Source organism: Tumebacillus avium, from assembly GCF_002162355.1.
Taxonomy (GTDB): Bacteria; Bacillota; Bacilli; order Tumebacillales; family Tumebacillaceae; genus Tumebacillus_A; species Tumebacillus_A avium.
Genome location: NZ_CP021434.1, coordinates 3,103,761 through 3,121,089, shown reverse-complemented (window position 1 = coordinate 3,121,089; position 17,329 = coordinate 3,103,761). Strand labels below are relative to the sequence as shown.

Annotated in this window: 22 protein-coding genes; 7 read left to right on the top strand and 15 right to left on the bottom strand. The window is 54.2% G+C overall.

The window, feature by feature from the left end:
• Nucleotides 1–37: 37 nt before the first annotated feature.
• On the bottom strand, nt 38–259 hold the full coding sequence (locus tag CBW65_RS24285; protein ID WP_157721964.1) for a hypothetical protein: 222 nt from the start codon (nt 257–259) through the stop codon (nt 38–40).
• The gene (locus tag CBW65_RS14980) at nt 216–656 is read right to left on the bottom strand and encodes a hypothetical protein (protein ID WP_087457517.1); all 441 of its coding nucleotides are present in this window, start codon (nt 654–656) and stop codon (nt 216–218) included. Before CBW65_RS14980 ends, CBW65_RS24285 begins: the two co-directional genes overlap by 44 nt.
• Nucleotides 657–1,107: 451 nt before the next feature.
• Between CBW65_RS14980 and CBW65_RS14970 the strand changes: the two genes are divergently transcribed.
• On the top strand, nt 1,108–2,310 hold the full coding sequence (locus tag CBW65_RS14970) for an alpha/beta hydrolase (protein WP_087457515.1): 1,203 nt from the start codon (nt 1,108–1,110) through the stop codon (nt 2,308–2,310).
• Nucleotides 2,311–2,398: 88 nt separating this feature from the next.
• On the opposite strand, the gene CBW65_RS14965 is transcribed toward CBW65_RS14970, so the two are convergent.
• From CBW65_RS14965 to CBW65_RS14955, 3 genes are all read right to left on the bottom strand, one after another.
• Entirely contained in the window at nt 2,399–3,208 is an 810-nt protein-coding gene (locus CBW65_RS14965) for an AAC(3) family N-acetyltransferase (RefSeq protein ID WP_087457514.1), read from the bottom strand.
• A gap of 202 nt (nt 3,209–3,410) precedes the next feature.
• A complete protein-coding gene (locus CBW65_RS14960; protein WP_087457513.1) occupies nt 3,411–3,806 on the bottom strand; it encodes a YxiG family protein in 396 nt (131 codons plus the stop codon).
• 158 nt (nt 3,807–3,964) lie between these two features.
• Entirely contained in the window at nt 3,965–4,240 is a 276-nt protein-coding gene (locus CBW65_RS14955) for a hypothetical protein (protein ID WP_157721963.1), read from the bottom strand.
• Between the two features lie 210 nt (nt 4,241–4,450).
• Between CBW65_RS14955 and CBW65_RS14950 the strand changes: the two genes are divergently transcribed.
• From CBW65_RS14950 to CBW65_RS14940, 3 genes are all read left to right on the top strand, one after another.
• On the top strand, nt 4,451–4,822 hold the full coding sequence (locus CBW65_RS14950) for a VOC family protein (protein WP_087457511.1): 372 nt from the start codon (nt 4,451–4,453) through the stop codon (nt 4,820–4,822).
• 108 nt (nt 4,823–4,930) lie between these two features.
• Nucleotides 4,931–5,773: a hypothetical protein gene (locus CBW65_RS14945; protein WP_087457510.1), complete on the top strand. Its 843-nt coding sequence runs from the start codon at nt 4,931–4,933 to the stop codon at nt 5,771–5,773.
• Between the two features lie 67 nt (nt 5,774–5,840).
• The gene (locus CBW65_RS14940) at nt 5,841–6,380 is read left to right on the top strand and encodes a spore coat protein (RefSeq protein ID WP_087457509.1); all 540 of its coding nucleotides are present in this window, start codon (nt 5,841–5,843) and stop codon (nt 6,378–6,380) included.
• 52 nt (nt 6,381–6,432) lie between these two features.
• On the opposite strand, the gene CBW65_RS14935 is transcribed toward CBW65_RS14940, so the two are convergent.
• Nucleotides 6,433–7,320 carry a DMT family transporter gene (locus tag CBW65_RS14935; protein WP_087457508.1) on the bottom strand — a complete coding sequence of 296 codons (888 nt, stop codon included), beginning with the start codon at nt 7,318–7,320 and terminating at the stop codon, nt 6,433–6,435.
• A 130-nt stretch (nt 7,321–7,450) separates the two neighbouring features.
• Between CBW65_RS14935 and CBW65_RS14930 the strand changes: the two genes are divergently transcribed.
• A complete protein-coding gene (locus CBW65_RS14930; RefSeq protein ID WP_087457507.1) occupies nt 7,451–8,269 on the top strand; it encodes a LysR family transcriptional regulator in 819 nt (272 codons plus the stop codon).
• Nucleotides 8,270–8,295: 26 nt separating this feature from the next.
• On the opposite strand, the gene CBW65_RS14925 is transcribed toward CBW65_RS14930, so the two are convergent.
• Entirely contained in the window at nt 8,296–9,282 is a 987-nt protein-coding gene (locus CBW65_RS14925) for a globin-coupled sensor protein (RefSeq protein ID WP_087457506.1), read from the bottom strand.
• A 126-nt stretch (nt 9,283–9,408) separates the two neighbouring features.
• Between CBW65_RS14925 and CBW65_RS14920 the strand changes: the two genes are divergently transcribed.
• Entirely contained in the window at nt 9,409–10,233 is an 825-nt protein-coding gene (locus CBW65_RS14920; protein ID WP_087457505.1) for a hypothetical protein, read from the top strand.
• Between the two features lie 32 nt (nt 10,234–10,265).
• On the opposite strand, the gene CBW65_RS14915 is transcribed toward CBW65_RS14920, so the two are convergent.
• The 8 genes from CBW65_RS14915 to CBW65_RS14880 form a co-directional block, all read right to left on the bottom strand.
• The gene (locus CBW65_RS14915) at nt 10,266–10,523 is read right to left on the bottom strand and encodes an NUDIX hydrolase (protein WP_087457504.1); all 258 of its coding nucleotides are present in this window, start codon (nt 10,521–10,523) and stop codon (nt 10,266–10,268) included.
• Nucleotides 10,524–10,537: 14 nt separating this feature from the next.
• Complete coding sequence (locus tag CBW65_RS14910) at nt 10,538–11,017, bottom strand: hypothetical protein (RefSeq protein WP_087457503.1); 480 nt, start codon at nt 11,015–11,017, stop codon at nt 10,538–10,540.
• Nucleotides 11,014–11,496 carry a hypothetical protein gene (locus CBW65_RS14905; RefSeq protein WP_087457502.1) on the bottom strand — a complete coding sequence of 161 codons (483 nt, stop codon included), beginning with the start codon at nt 11,494–11,496 and terminating at the stop codon, nt 11,014–11,016. The genes CBW65_RS14910 and CBW65_RS14905 overlap by 4 nt, the downstream gene beginning before the upstream one ends.
• Nucleotides 11,497–11,881: 385 nt before the next feature.
• Nucleotides 11,882–12,760, bottom strand: coding sequence for a polysaccharide deacetylase family protein (locus tag CBW65_RS14900; protein ID WP_157721962.1), 879 nt, complete (start codon nt 12,758–12,760; stop codon nt 11,882–11,884).
• Nucleotides 12,761–12,972: 212 nt separating this feature from the next.
• Entirely contained in the window at nt 12,973–14,466 is a 1,494-nt protein-coding gene (locus CBW65_RS14895; protein WP_087457500.1) for a succinyl-CoA:acetate CoA-transferase ScpC, read from the bottom strand.
• A 134-nt stretch (nt 14,467–14,600) separates the two neighbouring features.
• Nucleotides 14,601–15,284, bottom strand: coding sequence for a LytTR family DNA-binding domain-containing protein (locus CBW65_RS25125; RefSeq protein ID WP_269767941.1), 684 nt, complete (start codon nt 15,282–15,284; stop codon nt 14,601–14,603).
• A 9-nt stretch (nt 15,285–15,293) separates the two neighbouring features.
• Nucleotides 15,294–15,800: a hypothetical protein gene (locus tag CBW65_RS14885; protein ID WP_087457498.1), complete on the bottom strand. Its 507-nt coding sequence runs from the start codon at nt 15,798–15,800 to the stop codon at nt 15,294–15,296.
• The gene (locus CBW65_RS14880; RefSeq protein WP_087457497.1) at nt 15,797–16,300 is read right to left on the bottom strand and encodes a hypothetical protein; all 504 of its coding nucleotides are present in this window, start codon (nt 16,298–16,300) and stop codon (nt 15,797–15,799) included. The genes CBW65_RS14885 and CBW65_RS14880 overlap by 4 nt, the downstream gene beginning before the upstream one ends.
• A 129-nt stretch (nt 16,301–16,429) precedes the next feature.
• Between CBW65_RS14880 and CBW65_RS14875 the strand changes: the two genes are divergently transcribed.
• Nucleotides 16,430–17,323, top strand: coding sequence for an acetamidase/formamidase family protein (locus CBW65_RS14875; protein WP_087457496.1), 894 nt, complete (start codon nt 16,430–16,432; stop codon nt 17,321–17,323).
• The last annotated feature ends 6 nt before the right edge of the window (nt 17,324–17,329 follow it).

Sequence of the window (17,329 nt, the reverse complement as noted above, 5' to 3'; positions counted from 1 at the left end):
ACTCGACAAATCAAATCAAAAATAAAAGTCCCGTTCTCTAGCGAACGGGACTTCCAGTTTCCAGCCGAACCACAGCCCGGTCGATCGATGCTTCCAGATACTCCACAATCTCCTCCAAGCTGAACAGTTGCAGCGGCGTCTCCAGATCCTCAGGCGCATACGCATAATCCTGCCTGACTTCCTCCTTCAATCGCAGCACCGCCTCAAACGCCACTTCATCGATCTCCAGCCCGCTGCCTGCCTGCTTGCAGCAGCTCAACCAGAGCGTCCTGAGCCCCATAGCGTTCGATCAACAGACCGTTCAGTGTGCGGAAGTCCGCGTAATACGCGGGCAGAATCCGCTCCCGCTCCTCCTTGCCGGCATACAAAACATGCCGTTCAAACACCGTCGTCAGCCACACATCATCGGCGATCAAATGCGTCAAATATCCCCGATAATAATCATCTCCAGCCGAGTCCGCATACTTCTCAGCAAAGCGCTCCACATCCACATACTTGCGCTGCAACGCCTCATCCCATCGTAAAAAATGCGACGCATCCTTCGGTTCCTGCATCACATGATGTGCATCCGGCGCGATGCCCCCCAGCAAAAAGCGCGGGAAGTCATCCACCCCAAGCCTGCGCCCGGTCGCATACGCGACCCATACGTGCATCATTCTCGACCCCATTGTCAACAACTCCCGCTAACTGTCAATTCTTTCCCCATTATAAACCCTCCCGCCCGGACCCGACCACCCAAGCAGGCTGGCGTCCTTTCACTCCACCACCAAATCCCACGTAACAGTCCCCTTCCCCATCTTCCAAGCCATCGGCAGCGACACCAGCCCGGTCAGCACGTATACCGCGCCCACCACCATCCCCACGCGCCCCTTCGCCAAACACCTTCTTTACGCCCCGCGCTTCCAACAATGCCGTCATCTTTCATCCCTCCGGTTTCGCACTTTCCTGATCGTTCTGCTACGATCATAAAAACTGGTCTCCACATCGTTTCAAGAAGATGTCAAGAAGTTGTGAAGAAAGTTTTCGTGAAAGTGAAGGAATTTCGAAAGTAAAATAGAATTTATCTCCATAAAGTTCAATTCACGTCAAATTGGGGGTTCATACCAAATGGCAGAAATCAAAGCAAGTCCTACCCTTGCCCACCTTGAGCAGCAGCTGAAAGACGGGCATACAGAAGCGTTACCAGCATTCTGGGACTACATCGCAAAAGAAGGCGCTCCCCTGATCGAAGAGACCGAAAACGAAAACGAAGTGCTGTTGACCTTCCTGTGGCAGTCCGAAACAGGAGTGGGCGACAGCGTTTATATGCTGGGCGGTCCGGCCGGCTGGAAATTGGAAGAAGCCAAGCTGGTGCAACTGCTCGATACAGATGTCTATTACCGCACCGTGCGCACGCCGATGCGCAGCGTGGCCGAATATTATGTTTCGCCGTACGATACTTTTGGCGATGACTGGTCGGCGCGCCTTGCCAACCTGCAGGAAGACCCGCTGAACTTGCATTTTCTCGTGCATCCGGCCAACCCGGACAAGCCGTCGACGAAAGATGCGACAACCGCCGTGCTGGTCTATCCCGGCTTTGAGCCCAACCCGTACCGCGCCGTGCGTCAGCATGCGCCGCAAGGGGAGATCACGCAGCACCGTCTGCGCAGCGAGATCCTTGAAAACGAGCGCAGCGTCTGGGTTTATACGCCGCCGGGCTATGCGAAGGACGGTGAGCCGTACAGCGTCCTGGTGCTGTTTGACGGATTTGAGTATGACAAGATCGTCTCGGCGCCGACAATTTTAGATAATTTGCTGGCCGATGGAAAAATTTCGCCGGTCGTCGCCGTTTTCGTCAACGCCAACGACCGCCGCAACGAAGAGATGCGCGGCACGGCGATGTTTGCCCAGTTTGCGGCCGAAGAAGTCACTTCATTTGTACGCGAACACTACAACGTCACGACCGACCCGGCCCATTCGGCGATCGGCGGCTGCTCCAACGGCGGCCTGATGGGGTTGATCGTCGCGATGCAGAATCCGCACGTGTACGGCAACGTCCTCGCCCAGTCTGGCGCGTTTGCCTGGGGCTATGACGGCGAGCCGGAGTGGTTCATGCATCAGTTGGACAAAGCCGAACAGGTGCACCTCAACGTCTATATGGACGTCGGCACCTGCGAGCAGCCGGACATCATCGAAGCGAACTATGCCATCCGCGACCAGCTCCAACAAAAAGGAGCATCCGTCCACTTCGCCGAATTCCAAGGCGGCCACGACTGGGTCTGCTGGCGCGAAACGTTTGCCGATGCTGTTGTGGCGCTGTTTGGGAAATAAAAAAACACCTCTGCCTTTTTAAAGAGCAGAGGTGTTTTTCTATTTGTCGAGGTCGATCTTGTTTCATTTCGTCTCAGATCGTTTTGTTTTAGAAGCCCCGCTTTTTCGCAAAATACGCCGTCCCGAAATCGACCAGAGCCCGCTGCCCGATCAGTTTTGCATCAGCTGAGCCGATTTTTCCTGCCTGAGTCGGGTGGGCAGCTTCGAACTGCTCACCGACTTCCGGAAACTGCGAAGAGTCGATCTCAATGTCTTCAAACGTCGCCCAGATGCGCTGGCCGTCCTTGAAGATCGGCGAGCCGAGCTTTTCCAGTACGGTGCCCGGCGCGCGGTGTTCCGACAGGTGCAGCGAAGTGTTGCAGTCATACCCGACGCCGAGCAGCAGCACCGAGCCGTCCAACTCATAGATGCGTGCCAGCGGCGACCCATCGCCGAGCCCATAGGCGAGCGAGTGGTTGGCAGTCACCAGTTCCTTATGCTTGCCCCACGCCGCAAACGATACATGCGGATGATACGAGCGCAGTACGCCCGGAAACGTGCGGAAGGTATCCACGATCTTCCCCATCCCGCGCGTCGGCGTAATCTGCGGGTCAAAGGCAGGCATCGTCTCACGAATGATCTCATGCCATTCCTTCGGCACCGGCGGATTCTGCCAATACTTCGGGTCAGAGAACTCCGACGAGTGCGTCGGCATCACCAGCGTACCTTTTTCAGTCAAAACATCCATCAGCGCCTGCACCACCGCCACTGCACCTCCGCAGACCCAGCCCAGCGACGACAACGACGAGTGGACGATCACCGTCATCCCTTCCCGCAGCCCCAGCGCCCGCAAGTCGTCCGCCAGACTTTGGCGTGTGCGCGGCATGGGTGCTGATGCGATTGTCTTTTGTTCGCTCATCTTATCTACTTCCCTCTCGCTTGTATTTCTCGCGATTGATTTGATCCTTCATGCGGAAACTCGTCTCCAAATTCCGTTGAAACAATATTATGAGAATGATTAAAAGTTATTATACTCCAAAAATAGTTGTACTTGGGTTTGCATTTCGAAAAAAAACCTCGAGGGAGAAACTTCCCTCAAGGCATAGACTGGGTAATACTTTTTAAGCACATCCTACTTCGAAGAATTTTCCATCGACTTCAACACTCAAAGCATCAATGAGTACTTCTCTTCCCCAAATTTCCAGAAGGAAATTTGCTTTTGAGTTCAAATGACTATACTCTTTTGAATCTGCACTGACTTTTACTTCCATCTCCATATCTTTATCATAAGATACTGAGCTTAGTTCTAAATAATCCCCCTCTTCTGGTTCGGAGGGAAACTGGTCATTGATATAATATACAGCTTTCACTCCGGTGAATTTCAAATGGTGATAAGAAATCACACCACCCCAATTTGTTCTTACATCAAATTCAATAGTGTGATTAAACAAATCAACAGTGTGTTTCTCAATTACTCCTGCCCATAAACAATTCAAGAGATCCTGAAGGTTTTCCATCCTCACATTTCCCTCACTTTCCACCTGTCTTAACATAGTTTTCGATTATCTTTTGAATTTGTGAGACGTAATCATCCGTTAAATCAATGTGCGTAGCTGCCATGTCATCAGGAATTCTGCCTTCTCTTGTAAGAGTACCCTTATTTTGTACGGATACCCTATAGTATGTCTTCGATGTTCTTCTCCCCTTCTTTAGTGAGAACTTTTGTTCCGGCAGTAAAGCAATTGCAGCCTTTTTTCCCCCCTCCTTCCAAAAGATCATCGAACCACTTCTTAGCCTTGTTAAAACCTTGCTTTGCTTTCGTACTTCCATCCGGATTGAAAAAGCGTTTGGAGTTGGCTGTCCGTGCCTCGACCAATTCTTTCGGTTCGGATGGGGCTTCGGAAAACGAAACATCTTTGCCAAGCTTCGGCTGCTCTTCTGTCGCCTGCACGGTAGTTGCAGTTCCCGGCACTGTACCGAGAAGAAGGATAAATGATAAAAAGATGCTCATTAGATGTATGAATGGGAACCCGATATTTGGGGTTTCTGCAAAATAAAAATAGTCCCATCTTTCTATTAGGGGGGACTTCACCTCAGCGCGACTTTGAATGTTATAATTACATAACGATAGAACTTACACTTTAAAAAAGGTGGTAGAACAATGAAACTTGGCGCATTCTCCGTTAGTTTGAACGTTAAGGACATTCATGCCTCAAAAGCATTTTACGAAAAACTAGGCTTTCAGCACAAAGGCGGCGACATCACTCAAAATTGGATCGTCCTGAAAAATGAGAACTGTGTGATCGGCCTGTTCCAAGGCATGTTTGAAAAAAACATCCTGACATTTAATCCAGGTTGGGATCAAAATGCCGAACACCTCGAATCGTTTACCGACGTTCGTGAACTTCAAAAACAGCTGAAAGAACAAGGAATTAATCTTCAAGCCGAAGCAGATGAATCGACTGATGGCCCCGCCTATTTGACATTGGAAGATCCGGACGGAAATCAGATTCTTATCGATCAGCACAGATAAATACCCGTACATAAGATCTAGCTGGTAAAATTACAAAGGGAAGGTTTTTGCACTTTTTAGCAAAAACCTTCCCCTTTCATCGTTAAGAGTTCGTTTTGGAGGGATCTTATGAAAATTCTTGACACAACAGGTTCCTTTTTTGCCTTGTATGAAGACGGGGAGCAGATGACGCTTGAAAAATTGGATTTGTATTATCAGCAACACCCCGACCTGTTCGATGATTACTTTGCCTCGCACTGCCAGCGGACACCGGAGCGGTTGTCTGCTGCGCTCGCACGGTATCCGGATGTGTATCAATCGATGAAACAAACGGCAGATCGGCTTCCTAACATCCTCGCCGAGACCGCTCACACAGTGGAACGCCTGCTCCCGATCCCGATCGAATGGGAATGCCGGCTGCTCGTTGGCGGATTTGGCTCTAACGCTTACGTGGAGCGCGCTCTGACGCGCCGTATCCAGTTTGCCATTGAGAAAATGTCTCCGGAACCCGCACACCTGCAAGTGCTGGCCGCGCATGAGATGGGACACGTGCTCCATTTTGCCTGGCTGAGACAGGCCGGTTTTGACTGGGGCAAATTTGCCCGCGAGCCGCACGGTGCCTTGTACGTCGAGGGCGTAGCGACGCTGCTCTCCCAGCTGGCAGTTCCCGGTCTGGAGCAATCCGTCTACCTCTCCTTCGATGATGCGGGTCAGCCGTGGACCGACTACTATCATCTGCATCGGGAAGAGATTCGGAACGCCTACCGCGCAGACGCCGCCGACTGGTCTTTTGAAAAAGAGCGCGAATGGTTCCGCTTATCGGGCGGGACAAGATATGGACTGAACCGGCTCGGCTATCTGCTCGGAGCCGATTTTGTCCGCTCCGTCTATGAAGAGCGCGGCTTGACAGAAACGCTGACCTTCTGGGCGCGGGAGGAACTGTGCGATGCTGTGGAAAAATGGCTTGGCTAGCGATCACCTGACGCATAGTCGCGACGAAGAGAGACAGACTATCTCCGAATAAACAGGAGGTGCTCCCATGCCATTTGGCGCTCATGAATCGATGGAAGTCCATGAGGTGTTAAACGAACAGATCTGCCTGATCGACCACCTCGCGATGTACGCGGAGATGTGCAGCGACCCGGCCTTGCTGGAACTGCTGCACCGTCACCGCACACATGCGTTGACCCACTACAATCAACTGGCATCCTACACACACGACTACCGCGCCGTCGTGCCGATCGAAGTGCAGTTCTCGCAAGTCACTTCACCGCGCAACATCCAATACGGGCTTCATAACCCGGCTCCCGTTGGACCGACCGGGCTCGACCAGTTCTACGACGCGCAGATCGCGCGCTCGCTCTTGCTCTCACACAAAAACTCGGCAAAAAACCAGATGAACGCATCGCTGGAATGCGCCGATCCGTACATTCGCCAAATGCTGCTCAACGGCGCAAACGCCTGCAACTACCATGCTTATGAAGTGTTCGAGTACCTGAACGCGCGCGGCATGTACCAAGTGCCGACGATGAGCGGTCATACCGCTAAGACGTTCCTGCATACGTACCAAACGCGCTAACATCGTAAACACATCAACACGGCAAGAAAAAGCTGACCGGCCATCCCGCCGGTCAGCTTTTTTGTGTTACGATGGAACTGTTTTTAAACAATTTATCACGGTTGATCAACAGCACGCCGCCGATGACCAACACCGCACCGGCCAGTGCGGACATCGGAAACGCCTCTTCCAAATAGACGGCTCCGGCCAGCATCGCAATCACCGGCGCGACATAAGTCCACGTGGTCGGGAACATCGGATTGGTGATCTTCAGCAGCCAATAATAGATGCCCGATGCGAAAATGGAAGCGACGATCGCGAGGTAGAGCAGGCTGTACACCGCTTGCGACGACCAGACCGTCTGCCAAGGCGACTCGGTCGCCACCGACAACACGAGCATGATCAGCGCGCCAAACACCATCTGCAGCCCATTGAACAGATGCGGCGAGGACGCTTTTTCCAAATACGCTTTCGAGCGCACCGCGCCATACGCAAACGCCGATTCGGCGGCGATCAGCGCCGCTTTGGCAAACAGGCTGTGCCAAGTCGTCTCTTCGTTGGCCAAGTCGGGCAGTACGACCAGCACGATGCCGAGCACCGCCAACGCCACGCCGCCCCACTGCATGCGGTCGAGGCGAGAGAACAGCCCGATGAAAACAGGCGCGGTCGCCACGAGCAGAGCTGCCATGCCGGACGTGATGTACTGCTCCGCCCAGAACAGCGCGGTAAACGGAATCGCCGTCATCAAGATGCCCAGCCATAACACTTCGGCATAGTCGCGCCATGTTTTCGGGAACTCCATGCGTTTGACCCACGCATAGGCCAACACCAGCACACCGGCGATCAGAAAACGCAAAGCGGCCAGATAAAACGGCGGAATACCCGCCTCCAGTCCGATTTTGATAAACAGATACGTGGTGCCAAACACCAGGCACATCAACAGATACGAGATCAGGATCACAGCGCTCACTCCTCTTTGAACTTTCGTGAGTTCATCATAGCAAGGGGAGCTGACGGTGAATATTTGCCAAAAGTTATCAAGGTATAACCAAAAGTTATAGTGGGAATTTCGAGGAAAGGAAGTGCTGCGGATGACGTTGCAGCAGATGCGCTATTGCCTCGCTTTGGCCCGCTGGAAGAGCTTTTCCAAAGCGGCAGAGAGCCTGTTTATCACCCAGCCTGCCTTGAGCAAACAGATTGCGCTGCTCGAAGCGTCGCTTGGCATCAAGCTGTTTGAGCGCACCGTGCACGGGGCCGTTTTGACTGCCCATGGCCAGGAGTTTTGCGAGCGCATCCGGCCCTTGGTGCAGGAGCTCGACCAAGTCTGGAAAGACATGGCGGTATCTGCCCGCCTGACGATCGGGGCGCTGCCCAGCCTGGCGTCTTATTACCTGCCGGAACTGATCGCCCAGAAAGAGCTGTCTCGTCCGGAGACGGTGGTCAAAGACACGTCGGCCGAACTGCTCGAAGCGGTGTTAACCGGCGAGGTGGACGCAGCGCTCGTGCAAGATGTCGACGGGGACGGGAAGCTGGAGCATGCGTTTTTGCTGGAAGAGCCTTATCTGCTGGTCGTGCCGGACGCGCATCCATTTGCGCAGCTTGCCGAGGTGGCTTTTTCCGATCTGGCCGGTGAGAAGATCATTTTGCACCAGTCCCCTTGCGATATTCGCCATGCCCTGCTGCAAACGTTCGCCGCACATGGCATCGAGCCGGACATCGTGCTGGAAGCGTCATTTAATGAGTCCCTGCTGGGCTTTACCGCCACCGGGCTGGGCCTGTCCTTCGTGCCGCGCATGCTCGCCGAGCATGTCACCCATCGCGGGATCGTCTACAAGCCCCTCACCGGCGCCCCCTTTACCCGCAAGATCTACCTCTACACCCGCTCGCTCAAAAAAACACCACTGCTCTAACCGGCAGTGGTGTTCTTGTTTTCCTGCTATTTCATCTGCGTCTGCTGCTTCGAGCGGGCACGCTGGTTCCATTCGTTTGTCGCCGCTTCCACCTCTTCGATCAAGGCGTTCAGCTCCTGCGCGTACGCCGCCTGATCGGTTGCGATCGACAAGGTTGATGCGGTCTGCTCGTTCATCTCTGCGACCTGCTTGATGATGCGCTCGACCGAGCTCTGGATGTCTTTCGAGGAGCGCTTGACCTCCTCAGACAGCTTGCGCACTTCATTGGCGACCACGCCAAATCCACGCCCGTGCTCCCCGGCGCGCACCGATTCGATCTGCGCGTTCAGGCCAAGCAGATGGGTCTGGTTGGCGATGCCCATCACCAGACGAATCACCGATTCGATCTCCTTGCTGTACCCGGTCAGGTTCTTCATCGACTCCGAGATGTTCTCCTGCGCGTTCGACAGCGATTCTGCCGACACGGCATAATGCGTCGCAATCGTCGACACATGATGCATCGATGTCTCGATATCATTCGAGATCTGCTCCATGTTCTTGCGGTACGTGTTGTCGTACTGCTGCAAGATGATCGAGGAATCGAACAGCAGGCGCTTCGTAAACGCCCGCACCAGCGCCACTTCCTGCTCATGTCCCTGCACTAGTTCGGAGAACAGGCTCACATACACGTTGGTCGCGCTCATGAACCAATCGGGCGTCAGGCCGATGCGCGCATGCACCAGCCCGATGCGTTCCCGGGTCGCCACATACTCGTCATTGATCACGCCGCTGGCCAGCGACACGTAGTAGTCGATCTGCGTTCCCTTCAGGCGCTCGATCGTGCTGTGATCCTGCACGATCTCCTGCAGCGCCGGATGTTTCTGCAGCTCTTCGTAAAAGCGGTCGACCAACTCGCGCTTGCTCGTCTCAAACAGATTGCGGTGCTTCGCCAGCACCTGCAGATCTTCCTCGCGCAGGCCGCTGTATTTGAATACTCTTGCCCATTGCTGACTCAATTGAACCGCCACTGCCATCCGTCCCTTCAGCTCTCTCGTTCATAACTTAAATTATATCATTATCAGACAGAGACTCGTAGCAGGAACTAGACCACCCTGTCGCGAATAGGCACACCATCTGGTAAATACAGGGGGACTATGCTCATGGCTTCGATCGAAAACGCAAGAGAGTTCGTCTACAAAAACGGCGCGTTGTGGGAGCGCAGCCTGTTCGCCTATCTCTTTGACGGCGGCTCGCTTGCCCATCTGCATCAGTGCCTGCTCGCTTATAAAAATGAAGACGGCGGCTTCGGCCACGGCATGGAGCATGATATCAAATGCCCCGACTCCAACCCGCTGGCATTGGAATTTCTGCTGACCGTCGTCCGCGAAACGGGCATTCCGGCCGGCAGCCTGTTTGATGGCAGCGCATCTTGGGTCGAGCGCAACCGCGCAGCGGACGGGTCGCTGCTCAATCCGCCCACGCTGCATGACTATCCGTATGCTCCATGGTGGAGCCAGGGCGGCCAGACCATCCCCGCTTCCACCGTCGGCAACTTGCGCCGCCTCGGCCTCGCCACCCCGTCGCTGGAAGCGTCGACCGCCAAGTGGGCAGCGGAGCATCTCAACGTCGAGCAGATCAACGCGACCGACTGGCTGTTCATGGCGTACCATGCATATGACTACTATCTGACCCTTGAAGACACGCCCGACACGCGCCCGCTGCGGGAAGCGACGATCACCGCGATCATCCGTCTGGCCGAAGCAGCGCCGGAAAAAAGCTTCTTCGCGCTCTGCCACTACGCCTACGATCCGAACTCGGAACTCACCCGCGCCCTCCCGCCCGCACTGCTGGAAAAACTGCTCAACCACCTGAGCAGCACGCAGCGCGAAGACGGCGGCTGGGACGACGAGCACGGCCTGACCTACTGGCAGCCATACATGTCGACCCTGATCTTGCACACGCTGAAAAATCACAATCGCCTGTAAAAAAAGCCAAGGCAGCATCTGCCTTGGCTTTTCTATCGCTTGAGGTACGCCCGCAAAATCGGCACAATCGCCGGCGCGATCCGCTCCGGCAGTTCCTCCGGGGCAAAAAAGCGCAATTCGCGGCTCGAGCCCGCCGGCATTCCCCACGAGCCTTCGCCCCTCCGTGCAATGTACAGCGCGTGACCCTGCTCATTACAGAGCATCGCCCGTACCGACGGAATGATCAGCTTCTGATGCCCGACCATCTGGCGAAGCTGCCCCGTGTAGCTCTCCTCCCAAGTAACCCCCATCTGTCCAACCTCCGTCAACTTCGTCTCAACAACGTTCGAAAATACCGGTAGACCACGATCTCGATCAGAAAAATTCCGACGTAAAATGCCGCTGAATAGAGCAATTCCCACCGGATATATTTGATCACACCCGCCAGCATGCACAGATATTCATACAGCGTGGCTCCGGCAGTGGCGAGGAGTATATAGCCAACCCTGATTCGCTTTGTCTTGGGGATCGACTGCAGATAATAGAGAAACAAGTACCCGAAAATCGGGTAAATCGTAAAATGGGCTACTGCATAAGTCGGCTCCCATTTCGGAACATCCATAAAATCATATAAGTTCAGCGGCTGAATCCCCATCACATAATCGATCGACTGGACCAGCCAGATGTTAAACAGCCAGATCAGCACTGTCACCTGCCGCGGAAACCGCCGCGGCAGGCGGACAAACACAATCAGCAATACAGCAGCAGACACCAGGATAAATACATCGTTCCCGCCAAACTTCATACTTCAGCCAGATCCTTTCGCCGCAAGGATTGAAACCATTTTGCAAACCCGACCGGCACCAGCAGCATCACCGCCCACATGATCAGTGAATCAAACGTTGTCCACTTGATATACAGCAAGATCGCAAAGTAATCGTTGAGCCACGCAATGCCCGTCAACACCCCGACCCACAGCACATACAGCCCCGCCCTGACCGTCCAGCTGCGTTTGCCCTGCACCCAATTCACGAACAGCGTCAACAGAAGCGGGTATACCAACATGCGATTCAGTACGATGTAAGGCATCAGGCGATATTCCGTGGAAGTCTTCAGCAGTTCCGGCAGAAACATGGTGATCGAAACCGCTGCCACCGTCACCATATAGAGAATCGTCGAGAACAGATAGACGGCCACCACTTCCACCGGCGCCAAATACGGACGGCGTTTCAGAAACAACACGAGCACTGCCAGACACAGAATCGGATAGATCACGTGTACCATGCATCAAGCCCTTCCCTTTGTCGAACTTTGTCAGTTGTTGTCTTTATCTTGTCCAAGTTCTAGAAGAGTATTAAAAAAATAGATAAAGACATTGACACTTGCTCTGACACGCGCTATACTGAAGGTTATCTACTGCTGAAAGTTTTCAATCTTAACATTCCCGCAAGCTACAACGACGATCGTTTGAGAATCGGATTATAGAGAAGAATTTTGTAACGTTGCACGAAATGCTTCAAACAAGTGAACTAGGATTCAAACAGGCATGGTCTTCGGAGCCATATGGTCGCAAGAGAGGTAGGGCTTGCGATGTTTCCGGTAGTTGAATCTGGTTCTCCTAGACGAATCGAAACCAAAAGAGCTTGGTATCTATGATACCAAGCTCTTTCTATTTGTCTTTCAAACTCTCGACAAACTGATACGGCGGCTGAGTGCCATTGACGATGATGCGCTGCAGTTCATACGCGCCTTGCGACATCGACGCGTAACCCCCTTTGCCGACTGTGCCGAAAAAGTAGCCGGCCGCTTCGACCATCTGCCTGATCTTCGCATTGTTATAGCCGCCCGGATAGCTGTAGCAGACCACCGGATGCTCCAATTTCTCCTCCAGCACCTGCTTTGCATCGACCAGTTCCCGCCGCGCATGCGCTTCGGAGAGCTTGGTCAGGTTCTGGTGACTCACCCCGTGCGCCTCAAAAGTCACCAGGCCGCTCCCCTCCATCTCCCGAATCTCCGGCCAGCCAAAATGATTAGCATCTGCCCCGATCATCTTGGTGGTGAGGAAAATCGAAGCTTTCATCTTGTATTTTTTCAATAAGGGATACGCAATCGTATAGTTGTTCATATAACCGTCATCAATCGAGATGATCACCGGCTTCGGCGGCAAAGGACGATGCTCGTACCAGGCCTTGGCCAGCTCTTGGAACGAGATCGAGCTGTAGCCGTGCTCCGACAGGTAGCGCAGCTGTTTCTCAAACGCATCGGCGGTGACAAACCACACGTCGTGCTCCTGCTTCGTCGAAAAGGCATGATACTCCAAAATCGGCACTTCGCTTGTCCACACTTCGCGGCGCGTCGCCGTGCGGATCACATACGACCTAGGCAGATTGACCGCATAATGGATCGCCCCACCCACATTAGAAAACGTCTTTTTCTCTCTTGTCCCCTGATACACCCGGTAGGCATCGGTCGATCCGACAGCAAACACTTGGAGCACAGCCAGCAGCAACAAGAGAGGAAGTCCGTAGCGGAACAATCTCTTTCTCATCTGACCACCCTCCGCCCGCATTGAGTTGCAAAGTATGTGTTACTTACCATTCCACATTTTCTCCCCGCCATAAGTTCCAATAGTTGCAGGTTCCTAGTAATCCTGCAAGTGTCTTGCAATTCTGCACATTTCCAATATTTGTTTATGTCGTATTTTATCATAAAATCACAAAAACGCCACAGGAGATTTCCTGCGGCGTTACTCTAAGCTTGCTATTTCATCGAACCCGTTTGCAGATACTTCGCATGCCACGCCAGCGCCTCTTCCAGCAGGTGCGGTGTGTGGCCGCCGCGCTTGACTGCGGAGTTGTAGTAGTCGAGCAGGGCATCTTTGTACAACGGATGCGCGCAATTGTTGATCACGACTTTCGCCCGTTCGCGGGGCGCGAGGCCGCGCAGATCGGCGAGGCCCTGTTCGGTGACGATCAGGTCAACGTCATGCTCGGTGTGGTCGACGTGGGAAGCAAACGGCACGATGGAAGAGATCTTGCCGTCTTTGGCGGTCGATTTGGTGACAAACACGCCGAGCAGCGCATTGCGCGCAAAGTCGCCGGAGCCGCCGATTCCGTTCATCATGTTGGAGCCCATCACGTGTGTCGAGTTTACGTTGCCGTAGATGTCGCACTCGATCGCCGTGTTGATGCAGATCAAGCCCAGGCGGCGGATGATCTCCGGATGGTTGGAGATCTCCTGTGGACGCAATAGAATGCGGTCTCGGTACTTGTCGATGTTCGGGATCACATCGGCCGCCCGTTCCGGAGACAGCGTGATCGAGCAGGCCGAAGCAAATTTTACTTTGCCTGCATCCATCAGATCGAACACCGCGTCCTGCAGGACTTCCGAATACACTTCCAGATCGGTGCAGTCCGATTTCAAAAATCCGTGCAAGACCGCGTTCGCTACCGACCCGATGCCCGATTGCAGCGGTGCCAGGCTGCGCGGCAGACGCCCTTTTTTCACTTCATGCTCGAAAAATTCGATCAGGTGCCCGGCCATCACTTCCGTCTCTTCGTCGGGAGCTTTGATCGCCGAAGTCGAATCGGATTTCTCGGTGACCACGACGGCCGCCACTTTGTCCGGATCGATCTTGATGTATGGCGTGCCGATGCGCTGGTCGACAGAAGTCAGTGCAATCGGCTGACGCTGCCCGCGCATGCCCGGCTCATAGATGTCGTGCAGCCCTTCCAGCCCCAGCGGCTGGGCGACGTTTAGCTCCAGAATAATCTGACTTGCCAGCGCAGCAAAAATCGACGAGTTGCCGACCGAAGTCGACGGGATGATCTGCCCGTCCTCGGTGATCGCGACGATTTCCAATATCGCCACGTCGACCGGCGGCAAGAAGCCGTTGCGCAACTGCTCGGCGGTGTGCGACAGATGCTGGTCGATGAACAGCATTTCGCCCGCGTTGATCTTGTTGCGCATCTTGCGCTCATTTTGAAACGGCAGCCGCTTGTGAATCAGGCCGGCCTCGGCGAGCACTCCGTCCACTTCGTCGCCGATCGACGCGCCGGTGAACAGGTTGATCTTCAGCTTTTCCCCGCTTTTTTGCACGCGGTCGGCCAAGGCCAGCGGAACGACTTTCGCGTCGCCGGAGCGAGTGAAGCCGCTCAGACCTACCGTCATGCCGTCTTTGATCAGCAGAGAAGCTGCTTCAGAACTGATTATTTTATCCAGAAAGGCTTTATTTCGTATCCGTTGTTCGATCATCTCGATGACCCCCAATGAACCATATGATAACGCTTTCACAAGTCTATCACCGGCCAGGCACGCCTGTATCGCTTTTGCCGCAGGACAGCAGAATCGGGGGGTAAAACAGCAAAAAGGAGGCGGAATGCCTCCTGTTAAAAGCCAAGCAAGTTGCGAAAAACGCTCGCATATTTTTGACTGACCGGAATCTTCGACTCCAGCTCGTCCTTCATCAGCAGCAGAAATGTCGAGTGAAAATGGCGCTGGATCTCGCCGATCCACCCGATGTTGACGAGAAAGGCGCGGTGACAGCGCACAAATTGGTGGCCGGGCAGCAGCCACTCCAGCGCCTGCAAGGTCTGTTTGACTTTGTAGACCTCCGTCTTGGTGTGCAGGTATGTCGTGCCTTCGCTGCTCGAGAAGTAGGCGATCTCGCTTTCATGCACCGGCACGATCCGGTTGTCGGCGAGACCCGCGATGTACTCGGTGCGGGGAATGGCCGGGAACAGGTGTGAACGCTCCGGCGGCACGATCAGTGTCATCGCGCCGATCACCCGGTTGTGCTCATCATACAGCGGCGTGCCGAGCCCATAATAGGGGATGCCAAACAGCTCGGGCGAAACAAAATGGGCGACTTTGTTTCCTGCGGCCAGGGTTTGTTTGGCGATCGACCCGTGTTTGAGCGGATCGCCGGGGTGAATGTTCAAGTCGATCGCGCCGCTTGGGCGGTATAATACATATTGCGACTGGTCGGACAGCGCAATCGATGCCTCTTGAGGCAGCAACTGGCTGATCGAGCTCATCATTTGCTGGTAGGCTTGCAGATTCAAATGTCTCACCTCATGCCCCTATTTTACCACCGCGCGCAGCCACTTTTGCACGTTTTCATAGAAGATGAGGTTGATCAGGAAGACGGTGAGGTACACAAAAAACGACCACCCTATCTTCCATCCTTTGTAATGGAAAATCTGCGAATACACCGCACTCCACTCAAACACCACCGAGACGGCGCTCCAAAGCACGATGTACGCGGCCAGTCGGATGCCGCGCAGTTGCCAGCGCTGATAAGCATAGATGAAGAGGAAGCCGAGGATCGGATAGACAAACGCATGCGTTGAGATGTCGCTCCACTCATACATCGGCCGGTCCATCGTGTCGTAAAAGTCCAGCGGTGGGACACCGATCGTCAAGTCGGCCAGTTTGACGAGGAGATAGTTGAGCACCCAGATCGAAACGGTGACCGGCAGCGGAAACTTGCGGATCAGATACCACTGCAGCGCCACGAGGAGGAGGATCAGCCCGAGAATAAACGCTTCATTCCCATCCCATTTGATACTGTCAGCAAAGATGATCACGGCTGCACCTCCTCCAACTCCCCGTATTCCCGTTTCAGCAGCCAGCGGTACAGTTTCTTCGCACCAAGCGCCAGCGCCAGCATGAGCCCCCATTCCAGCAAGGAGAGATAAAACGGCCAGCGCAAGTACTCCACCAGATCCATCCAGACCGAAGCATACGCCACAAACAGAAAGAGCAGCAGCCACTTGAGGTAGACGGCCGATTTTTTCAACAGTCCTTGCCGGCCGGTGATGTCGTTGACGAACAGCACAGCCATCGTCGGCATGATGATCAGCCGGTGAATCAGGTTCAGGATATAGATGAACAGGCCGTCCGTTTCAATTTGCCAGAACTTGTTGTTTAACGAGATGACGATTACAACATCAGACAGGACGGCACTGAAAAATACATACAAAACGGCGATCTCGATCCGGTGCAGGTGTTTCTTGACCCGGTATGCCGTTACCAATACGATGCTGAGGATTAAAAATGTAATTGCTGCATCTCCGAGCAAGTGCATGACTGCAGTCTCCTTTTTACCACCACTTTTCCCACAAACACCCGAAATAATCCTTGCAGCAACAAAGGTACGGCGCTACGTCAGGTAGAATCAAGAAAGTAGAATTGTCTAACAAAAGGAGTGTCTGCCATGTACCGAGTATCAAAACGCGACTTGATCTATGCGATGTCGTCTGAGAACGCTCCTGTGCTGACGGTCGAAGATGGCGCGCAAGTTGTATTTGAGACCTGCGATTGCTTCGAGAATCAGATCACGGCGGCCGATACACCGTTTGCCGAGCTGGACTGGAACCGCATCAATCCGGCGACCGGCCCGGTTTATGTGGAAGGCGCACAGCCCGGCGATGTGCTGCAAGTGCAGATCGAACGCATTGCGATCGGCGACCGCGGCGTGATGGTCTCCGGCCCCGGGCTTGGCGTGATCGGGGACCTGCTGGAAGAGAACGTGATTCGGCTGATTCCGATCGAGGATGGCCAGGCCGTTTTTTCCGATCGTATTTCCTTGCCGCTGAACCCGATGATCGGTGTGATTGGCACAGCGCCGGCCGGTGACCCCGTCTCCTGCGGCACGCCCGATCAACACGGCGGCAACATGGACTGCAAAGTGATCCGCGAAGGCACGACGCTTTACCTCCCCGTCAATGTGCCGGGCGCCTTGTTTGCGTTAGGCGACCTGCATGCTGCGATGGGCGACGGTGAAGTTGGCGTCTGCGGCGTGGAGATCGCAGGCGAAGTGACGGTGACGCTGTCGCTGCTCAAAGGCAAACGGTGGCCGCTGCCGATGGCCAAGACGGACACCCATCTTTACACCATCGCCTCTGAGCATCTGCTCGATGATGCGGCTGCGACGGCGACCCGCAACATGGTGCAGTATTTGGAGAGCGAGTGCGGCATGAGCAAACACGAAGCGATCGCCCTGCTCAGCATCGGCGGCAACCTGCAGATCTGTCAGGTCGTCGACCCGTTGAAGACGTGCCGGTTCGAACTGCCGCTTGAGATTCTCGAGAAACTTGCCAAGGCATAAAAAATG

Bases quoted from the DNA above. Each gene is read 5' to 3' on its own strand.
- CBW65_RS14980 (WP_087457517.1), bottom strand. From the start codon at position 656: ATGATGCACGTATGGGTCGCGTATGCGACCGGGCGCAGGCTTGGGGTG.
- CBW65_RS14970 (WP_087457515.1), top strand. From the start codon at position 1,108: ATGGCAGAAATCAAAGCAAGTCCTACCCTTGCCCACCTTGAGCAGCAG.
- CBW65_RS14965 (WP_087457514.1), bottom strand. From the start codon at position 3,208: ATGAGCGAACAAAAGACAATCGCATCAGCACCCATGCCGCGCACACGC.
- CBW65_RS14960 (WP_087457513.1), bottom strand. From the start codon at position 3,806: ATGGAAAACCTTCAGGATCTCTTGAATTGTTTATGGGCAGGAGTAATT.
- CBW65_RS14950 (WP_087457511.1), top strand. From the start codon at position 4,451: ATGAAACTTGGCGCATTCTCCGTTAGTTTGAACGTTAAGGACATTCAT.
- CBW65_RS14945 (WP_087457510.1), top strand. From the start codon at position 4,931: ATGAAAATTCTTGACACAACAGGTTCCTTTTTTGCCTTGTATGAAGAC.
- CBW65_RS14940 (WP_087457509.1), top strand. From the start codon at position 5,841: ATGCCATTTGGCGCTCATGAATCGATGGAAGTCCATGAGGTGTTAAAC.
- CBW65_RS14930 (WP_087457507.1), top strand. From the start codon at position 7,451: ATGACGTTGCAGCAGATGCGCTATTGCCTCGCTTTGGCCCGCTGGAAG.
- CBW65_RS14925 (WP_087457506.1), bottom strand. From the start codon at position 9,282: ATGGCAGTGGCGGTTCAATTGAGTCAGCAATGGGCAAGAGTATTCAAA.
- CBW65_RS14920 (WP_087457505.1), top strand. From the start codon at position 9,409: ATGGCTTCGATCGAAAACGCAAGAGAGTTCGTCTACAAAAACGGCGCG.
- CBW65_RS14915 (WP_087457504.1), bottom strand. From the start codon at position 10,523: ATGGGGGTTACTTGGGAGGAGAGCTACACGGGGCAGCTTCGCCAGATG.
- CBW65_RS14910 (WP_087457503.1), bottom strand. From the start codon at position 11,017: ATGAAGTTTGGCGGGAACGATGTATTTATCCTGGTGTCTGCTGCTGTA.
- CBW65_RS14905 (WP_087457502.1), bottom strand. From the start codon at position 11,496: ATGGTACACGTGATCTATCCGATTCTGTGTCTGGCAGTGCTCGTGTTG.
- CBW65_RS14900 (WP_157721962.1), bottom strand. From the start codon at position 12,760: ATGAGAAAGAGATTGTTCCGCTACGGACTTCCTCTCTTGTTGCTGCTG.
- CBW65_RS14895 (WP_087457500.1), bottom strand. From the start codon at position 14,466: ATGATCGAACAACGGATACGAAATAAAGCCTTTCTGGATAAAATAATC.
- CBW65_RS14880 (WP_087457497.1), bottom strand. From the start codon at position 16,300: ATGCACTTGCTCGGAGATGCAGCAATTACATTTTTAATCCTCAGCATC.
- CBW65_RS14875 (WP_087457496.1), top strand. From the start codon at position 16,430: ATGTACCGAGTATCAAAACGCGACTTGATCTATGCGATGTCGTCTGAG.